Genomic DNA, 7632 nt, shown 5'->3' with positions numbered 1-7632 from the left:
GTCTATCCATTTAGGTAGACAGACTTCACCTTTTTATCTCATCGTTACAAATTCTTCTGAACCGGTTGGATGAATGGCAACCGTATTATCAAAATCAGCCTTAGTTGCTCCCATCTTAATAGCCACAGAGAAGCCTTGAATCATCTCGTCGACACCGTAGCCAATGCCATGAAGACCGATGATTTTTTCATCCTCACCAAGTGTTACTAATTTCATAGTTGACGGCTGACGATTGTTTGCAAGAGCTGTATACATTGGAGTAAAACTAGATTTATAGACCTTGATATTCTCCGCACCATATTTAGCAATTGCTTTTTCCTCAGTCAAACCAACAGAACCAATGACTGGGTGGCTAAAGACCACAGTGGCTACATCAGTGTAATCAAGCTTAGCATCGGCTTTATTGTTGAAGAGTCGCTCTGACAATTGACGTCCCGCCTTGATTGCAACTGGCGTCAAATCTAGTTTACCAGTCACATCACCAAGGGCGTAGATACCAGGAACTGATGTATTTTCAAAGGCGTCTGAATAAATGTTACCTCGTTCAGTCAACTCAACGCCCGTCTTTTCAAGACCAAAGCCAGAGGTATTGGCTGCACGACCAATAGCCCAAATGAGGCAATCAACAGTGATCGTTTCTCCATTGTCAAAGCTAATGGTCAAAGAATCGTCAGCATTTTTCACTACTTCTGTAGCATTAGCATGCGTGTGAAGGGTCGGACCTGATTTGGCCATCTCATCGACTAAGACATCGATAATATCCTTGTCAAAGGTACGTAATGGGCGATCCTTACGAACAAAGAGATGCGTATCACTACCAAGAGCATTGAGAACACCAGCAACCTCAACGGCGATATAGCCAGCACCGATAACAGCTGTACGTTTTGGTACCTCATCTAACTCAAAGAAACCATCTGAAGTAATCCCATATTCACTACCTGGAATATTTGGATAAAGAGCATGACCACCTGTTGCAATAAGGATATGGGGTGCTGTATAAAGCTCCCCCGCTACTTCAACCGTATGAGGATCAATAAATCTTGCATACTCGTATACACGTTCAACGCCATTGCTATCAAAACCACGCTCATAAGAGCCATGGATACGGTCAATATAAGCCTGACGATTGGCCTTAAGCCTTGCAAAATCAAACTTATTAATTGTTACATCAAAACCATACTCGCCTGCATAACGGTGAAGGGTTTCAGCAACCTGAGCACCATACCACATGACCTTTTTAGGCACACAACCTACATTGACACAGGTACCACCGACCTCTTTTCCTTCAAAGAGAATAACCTTAGCACCATGCATGGCAGCACGATTGGCACTGGCAATACCACCAGAACCACCACCAATGACAATATAATCGTATTCTTTTACCATATTTTACCTCTTATGTTTCTTTATACAGCGTACTGGCTACTAGATAAGCCATTTCTGCCTATACTTTATCATAAAATAGGTACCCTGACAAAAATCTGCTACGACACAAAAAACAACCCCGTCACAACGAGATTGTTTTGTCATATCTTATTTATCAAGTGGTTTGCGAAGGAATCCGAAGAGGATACCTGATACCACAGCACCAATCAAGATGAAGAGAAGGTAGAGAAGGGCATTTGATGTGAGGGCAATTACGAAGATACCTCCGTGTGGTGCCATCAATTTGATTCCTGCCATACCTACAAGAGCACCTGTAAGAGCTGAACCGACGATAAAGCTTGGGATAGCGCGTGCTGGGTCAGCTGCACCAAATGGGATCGCACCTTCAGTGATGAATGAAAGTCCCATAACGATGTTTGTCAAACCAGAGTTGCGTTCTTCTTCAGTGAATTTATCTTTAAACAAGAGTGTTGCTACAAATACTGCCAACGGAGGAACCATACCAGCCGCCATAACTGCTGCCATAACAACTGAACCACCTGAAGTTACTGTTGCTGCGAGAGTACCTGTACCAAAGACATAAGCTGCTTTGTTGACTGGTCCACCCATATCCACTGCCATCATACCACCAACAAGGAGACCAAGTAATACTGCTGAGCTTCCTGACAAGCTTGACAAGAAGTTATTAAGACCAGTATTGATTGCTGCCATTGGGATATTTACTGCCAACATCAAGAAACCAGTAGCAAATACACCTAGAAGTGGCAAGAGCAAGATAGAACGGATTCCTTCAAGGGCACGTGGAATACCTGCCAAGAGTTTACGAAGAACAAGGATAACACCACCTGCAAGGAAACCACCAACAAGAGCTCCAAGGAAACCAGAAGATACGCCAGCAAGGGCAAGGGTTGCTTTACCACCTGAAGCAAATGGAACACCACCAAAGGCTGCACCACTTGAAGCAATAGCACCAGCTACGAAACCTGATACCAAACCTGGTTTTTCAGCGATAGAGTAAGCAATGTAACCTGCAAGTACTGGAAGCATGAAGCCAAAGGCAGCGCCACCAATTGCTTTGAATTGAGCAGCAATTTCATGGTAAGAACCAAGTTGTGACAATTGATCTTTAGGAACACCCATGATTTGGTCAAGCAAGAAGGCAAGCGCAATCATGATACCACCACCGATAACGAATGGAAGCATTTGTGATACCCCACTCATCAAGTGTTTATAGAAGGCACCACCAAGGCTCAATTTCTCACTTGATTCTTGAGCAGCTCCAGCATTTTCAGCGTGGAAGACTTCAGCTTTTCCATCCAAGATGTTTTGGATTAATTCTTGAGGTTGACGAATACCTGCAGCGACTGGTTTAGAAAGCAATTTTTTACCATCAAAACGTGCTGTTTCAACTGCCTTGTCTGCTGCTACGATAACACCTACAGCCTTACTGATTTCTTCAGCAGTCAATGGTGTTCCGACACCTGAAGCACCGTTAGTTTCAACACGAACATTGACACCCATTTCTTCACCTGTTTTAATTAGTGATTCTTCAGCCATGTAAGTGTGAGCAATACCAGTTGTACAAGCTGTGACGGCTACGATAAGTGGTTTATCGCTTGAAGCTGCTTCTTTAACAGCTTGTGCTTTCTTAGCTTCCTCAGCTTGTGCTTCTTCTTCACCCGTATTGAAAGCAGCAATCACTTCATCTGGAGAAGTCACCTTACGCAAACGATCTGCAAAACCATCTTGCATAAGGTATTTTGACAACTCAGCGAGGGCTGCCAAGTGAGTGTCATTTGCTCCCTCTGGAGCAGCAATCATAAAGAAGAGGTCTGTAGGTTGACCATCAAGTGATTCGTAATCTACACCTTTATTAGATTTAGCAAAAAGTACTGTTGCTTCTTTTACTGCAGCATTTTTGCTGTGTGGCATAGCGATTCCATCACCCAAACCAGTTGATGTTTGTGCTTCACGAGCCATAATACCTGCTTTGAAAACATCAAAGTCAGTCACAACACCATTGTCAACCAAGCTGTTAATCATTTCATCGATAGCAGCTTCTTTTGTAGTTGCTTGAAGGTCAAGCAACATTACTTTTTTGTTCAGTAAATCCTGAATTTTCATAGTTTTTCTACCTCTACTTTATTGTATGTTTCTTTAATAAATTCAATTGTCGCTAAGTCATCTGAGAAAGCTGTAGATGTTCCACACGCTACTCCCCACTTGAGAGCCTCAATCGGATCACCAGATTTAACAAACTCACCAGTGAAACCAGCAACCATCGAGTCACCCGCACCAACAGAGTTTTTAACTGTTCCCTTGATTGGTTTGGCAAAATAAGCAGCCTCTGGTGTGACAAGCAGCGCTCCATCACCTGCCATTGAGATGATAACGTTCTGGGCCCCCTTAGCAAGGATTTCACGCGCATATTTTTCAACATCAGCCAAACCATTAAGTTTGACATTGAAAATAGCTTCTAACTCATGGTTATTTGGTTTAACCAAGAGTGGTTGGTAAGCCAAGGAATCAAGCAAGGTTTGTCCTTCAAAGTCACAGACAACCTGTGCACCCGTTTCACGCACTAGTGGAATCAATTTGTTATAGACCTTATTTCCAAGATTGCTTGGTGCTGATCCAGCAAAAACAACCACATCATCGGCACTTACACTTGAAAGAACTGCTTCCAATTCAGCCAATTGATACTCATTAATGACAGGTCCTGCACCATTAATTTCAGTTTCTTGGTCAGCCTTGATTTTAACATTAATACGTGTGTCTTGATCCACTGCTACAAACTTGGTTTTAATGCCCTCTGCATCCAAACCATCTGTCACAAAACGTCCTGTAAAACCACCGATGAAGCCCGTTGCAGTATTATCAACACCTAAGCGTTGCAAAATACGACTAACATTAATACCCTTACCGCCAGCGAACTTATCATCACTCTCCATACGGTTAACTTCACCAATCTCTACTTTATCGATACGAACAATGAAGTCGATTGATGGATTCAGCGTTACAGTATAAATCATACTTCAATAACCCTCGTTTTCTCTTTTAATTCTTTTAGGAGCTCTTCTTCCGAAGCATTTGTAATTATGGTTACTTTTTCAACCTCAGCTACCTTAGCATAGGTAATCTGACCAAGTTTAGAGGCGTCAGCTAGAACATAGGCTTTTTGCGCATTAGCTATAACCGTCCGTTTGATAACTGCCTCTTCCATGTCTGGTGTGGTGAAATAATGAGCATCAACGCCATTAGCACCAATGAAAGCACAATCAAAATTCAGTTGTCTGATTTGCTCTTGAGCAGTACTTCCAATAGACGCATCCGTTGAATGTTTAACCTTTCCTCCAACAATCCTAGTGCTAACACCAAGATCTACCAGCTTAACCGCATGATGGATAGAATTAGTCACAACCGTTACCTGACGATTGGCCAAATGTGGAATCAAAAGTTCATTTGTTGTACTAGCCTCAAGAAAGACGACATCACCTTCCTTAATCAAATCGGCAGCATAACCAGCTAACTGAGCCTTTTCTTGAACGTTTCTAATAGCTTTTTGACTATTGGCAATTTCTTCCTTTAGACCATGAATGCTTTCAGCACCACCATGAACACGTTTAAGTTGGCCATCTGCCGCTAACTCGTCCAAGTCACGACGAATCGTCGACTCGGAAGTATCACTTAACAAAACAGTTAGGTTTTCCAAAGTGACAAAACCATCTTGTTTCAACTGAGACAAGATAATCTGCTTACGTTCAGACTTTAGCATAATCTCTCCTTCTGTAATCGTTTACAGAATCTATTATACTCAATTTTTAATAACTGTCAACTAAAATCAGTCAAAAAAAATCAAAATATTTCATTATAAAATACTAATCTACCAAAATGACGCAATTTGATAAGAAAGTTCTTACATTTTCAAAAAGAATACAACCTTTCAGTATCAAGTGCAAAATAAAAAAGCCTTGCGGCTCTCTTATCTTATTTGGCATAGTCAACTGCACGGAATTCACGAATGACTGTAACCTTAATATTTCCTGGGTAATCCAAGTTCTTCTCGATTTGTTCACGTACCTTGTGAGACAAGATTGTAACTTCATCATCTGAGATTTTGTTTGGATGAACCATAATACGAATCTCACGACCAGCTTGAAGGGCGAAGCTTGTTTGAACACCGTCAAAGCTTGATGCAATTTCTTCCAAATCACGAAGGCGTTTGACGTAATTCTCAACAGATTCATTACGAGCCCCTGGACGAGCCGAACTCAAAGCATCTGCTGCAGCTACAATAACTGCAATGACGCTCTCAGGTTCTACATCGCCATGGTGGCTGGCAATAGCGTTAACCACAACTGGATGTTCTTTGTACTTACGTGCAAACTCAGCACCAATCTCTACGTGACTACCTTCGACTTCTTTGTCAATGGCTTTCCCCATATCGTGAAGGAAACCAGCACGACGAGCGAGGGCAACATTCTCACCCAATTCACCAGCCATGATACCTGCTAGTTTACCAACTTCAACTGAGTGACGAAGTACGTTTTGACCATACGACGTACGGAACTGCAAGCGTCCCATAATCTTGATCAAATCAGGGTGAAGATTCATAGCGCCAATTTCGTAGGCTGCCTCTTCACCATATTCACGGATACGGTTATCCATTTCCTGACGGCTCTTCTCAACCAACTCTTCAATACGAGCTGGATGGATGCGTCCATCCTTAATCAAGGCTTCGAGAGTCATACGTGCAATTTCACGACGAACGGGATCGAAACCAGAAAGGACAACCACTTCTGGAGTATCGTCAATAATAACGTCAATACCTGTTAGACTTTCAAGCGTACGGATGTTACGCCCCTCACGTCCAATGATACGACCTTTCATATTGTCATCTGGAAGGTGAACAGTAGTTACTGTTTGTTCAGTAACATAATCTCCAGCCAAGCGTTGCATAGCTTGCGCCAACACGTTTTTGGCTTTCTTATCAACAGTATCTTTAACCTGTGCTTCTGCATCTTTGATACGTGTTGCAATCTCATGAGTCAGATTATTCTCAGTCTCCGTTAAGATTACCTCACGCGCTTCTGCAATGGTCATTTGACCAACACGTTCAAGTTCAGCCTGCTTCTCAGCCTCCAACTGAGTCACATTCTCTTCACGCTCATTAAGATGTTTAGATTTGTCAGCAAGACTCTGCTCTTTCTTCTCGAGGGCAAGTTCTTTACTTGATAGATTTTCATCCTTACGATCAAGGCTAGTGGCACGTTCTGTCAAACGATTTTCCATCTGTTTAAGCTCTTGACGTTCAGATTTGAATTCTTTTTCAATATCTTCTCGATATTTTCTAGCTTCCTCTTTTGCTTCTAACAAGAACTCTTTACGTTGAGCCTTACTCTCGCGTTCAGCAGTCACACGCAGATGATCTGCATCATGCTCTGCCTGACTACGAAGGTTCACAGCGTCTTGTTCTGCCTTTAGCAAGGTAGTTTCTGCTTGTTCCTTAGCTTTGCTAAGTTTAATAGAAATTGCTAAATATCCAACGACTAAACCAATGAGTGCAAAGACAACTAAAATTATCATGTTTATCATGTCTTTACCTCAACTTTTCTAAGGTTTCCCTAAAGAAAACCGTCTTCTAGTGTATCATATTTATAGCGATTTCTCAAATATATACTAGAACTTTAAACTGATTTTATGGTATCATAACTCTATTAGAATAGGGAGGTATTACCATGCCAAAAGACGTTACTGTTGAAAGTTTTGAACTTGATCATACCATTGTAAAAGCGCCTTATGTCCGTCTTATTTCAGAGGAAGTTGGACCTAAAGGAGATATCATTACAAACTTTGATATCCGTTTGATTCAACCTAATGAAAATAGTATTGACACAGGTGGTCTTCACACTATCGAACACCTACTCGCTAAACTGATCCGTCAACGTATCGATGGACTTATTGATTGCTCACCATTTGGTTGCCGTACAGGTTTCCATATGATTATGTGGGGTAAACAAGATCCTACAGAAATTGCCAAAGTTATCAAATCTAGTCTTGAAGCTATCGCTAACGAGATTACATGGGAAGATGTTCCAGGGACAACCATTGAATCTTGTGGTAACTACAAGGATCACAGTCTTCATTCAGCTAAGGAATGGGCTAAACTTATCCTTGAACAAGGTATCTCAGACCAAGCCTTCGAACGCCATACCGTATAAAAAAAACATTGGGGTAAATCCCAAT

General features: G+C 41.8%; 6 protein-coding genes. 1 reads left to right on the top strand and 5 read right to left on the bottom strand.

The genetic code is table 11. The features are described from left to right. Positions 1-33: 33 nt before the first annotated feature. The 5 genes from gorA to H7T99_RS07105 all read right to left on the bottom strand — a co-directional run bounded on the left by gorA (position 34) and on the right by H7T99_RS07105 (position 6981). Positions 34-1386 carry a glutathione-disulfide reductase gene (gene gorA / locus H7T99_RS07125; RefSeq protein WP_037601845.1) on the bottom strand — a complete coding sequence of 451 codons (1353 nt, stop codon included), beginning with the start codon at positions 1384-1386 and terminating at the stop codon, positions 34-36. A gap of 147 nt (positions 1387-1533) precedes the next feature. Beyond that, positions 1534-3510, bottom strand: coding sequence for a fructose-specific PTS transporter subunit EIIC (locus H7T99_RS07120; RefSeq protein ID WP_002885474.1), 1977 nt, complete (start codon positions 3508-3510; stop codon positions 1534-1536). Then, on the bottom strand, positions 3507-4418 hold the full coding sequence (gene pfkB, locus H7T99_RS07115; protein ID WP_002885581.1) for a 1-phosphofructokinase: 912 nt from the start codon (positions 4416-4418) through the stop codon (positions 3507-3509). Before pfkB ends, H7T99_RS07120 begins: the two co-directional genes overlap by 4 nt. Next, positions 4415-5161 (bottom strand): DeoR/GlpR family DNA-binding transcription regulator, encoded by a 747-nt coding sequence (locus tag H7T99_RS07110; protein WP_014633945.1) that lies wholly within the window; start codon positions 5159-5161, stop codon positions 4415-4417. The genes pfkB and H7T99_RS07110 overlap by 4 nt, the downstream gene beginning before the upstream one ends. Before the next feature lie 212 nt (positions 5162-5373). After that, positions 5374-6981, bottom strand: coding sequence for a ribonuclease Y (locus tag H7T99_RS07105; RefSeq protein WP_002885478.1), 1608 nt, complete (start codon positions 6979-6981; stop codon positions 5374-5376). Between the two features lie 143 nt (positions 6982-7124). Between H7T99_RS07105 and H7T99_RS07100 the strand changes: the two genes are divergently transcribed. Then, positions 7125-7607 carry an S-ribosylhomocysteine lyase gene (locus tag H7T99_RS07100; protein WP_002885585.1) on the top strand — a complete coding sequence of 161 codons (483 nt, stop codon included), beginning with the start codon at positions 7125-7127 and terminating at the stop codon, positions 7605-7607. The last annotated feature ends 25 nt before the right edge of the window (positions 7608-7632 follow it).

Source organism: Streptococcus sp. 17.1 (assembly GCF_016648655.1).
GTDB classification, from domain to species: Bacteria; Bacillota; Bacilli; order Lactobacillales; family Streptococcaceae; genus Streptococcus; species Streptococcus salivarius_E.
Note: the sequence above shows the minus strand (reverse complement) of the source record. Positions and strands in the feature narration are given on the sequence as shown.

Excerpts from the sequence above, each read along its gene's own strand:
- H7T99_RS07120 (WP_002885474.1), bottom strand. The coding sequence starts at position 3,510 with ATGAAAATTCAGGATTTACTGAACAAAAAAGTAATGTTGCTTGACCTT.
- pfkB (WP_002885581.1), bottom strand. The coding sequence starts at position 4,418 with ATGATTTATACTGTAACGCTGAATCCATCAATCGACTTCATTGTTCGT.
- H7T99_RS07110 (WP_014633945.1), bottom strand. The coding sequence starts at position 5,161 with ATGCTAAAGTCTGAACGTAAGCAGATTATCTTGTCTCAGTTGAAACAA.
- H7T99_RS07105 (WP_002885478.1), bottom strand. The coding sequence starts at position 6,981 with ATGATAAACATGATAATTTTAGTTGTCTTTGCACTCATTGGTTTAGTC.
- H7T99_RS07100 (WP_002885585.1), top strand. The coding sequence starts at position 7,125 with ATGCCAAAAGACGTTACTGTTGAAAGTTTTGAACTTGATCATACCATT.
- gorA (WP_037601845.1), bottom strand. The coding sequence starts at position 1,386 with ATGGTAAAAGAATACGATTATATTGTCATTGGTGGTGGTTCTGGTGGT.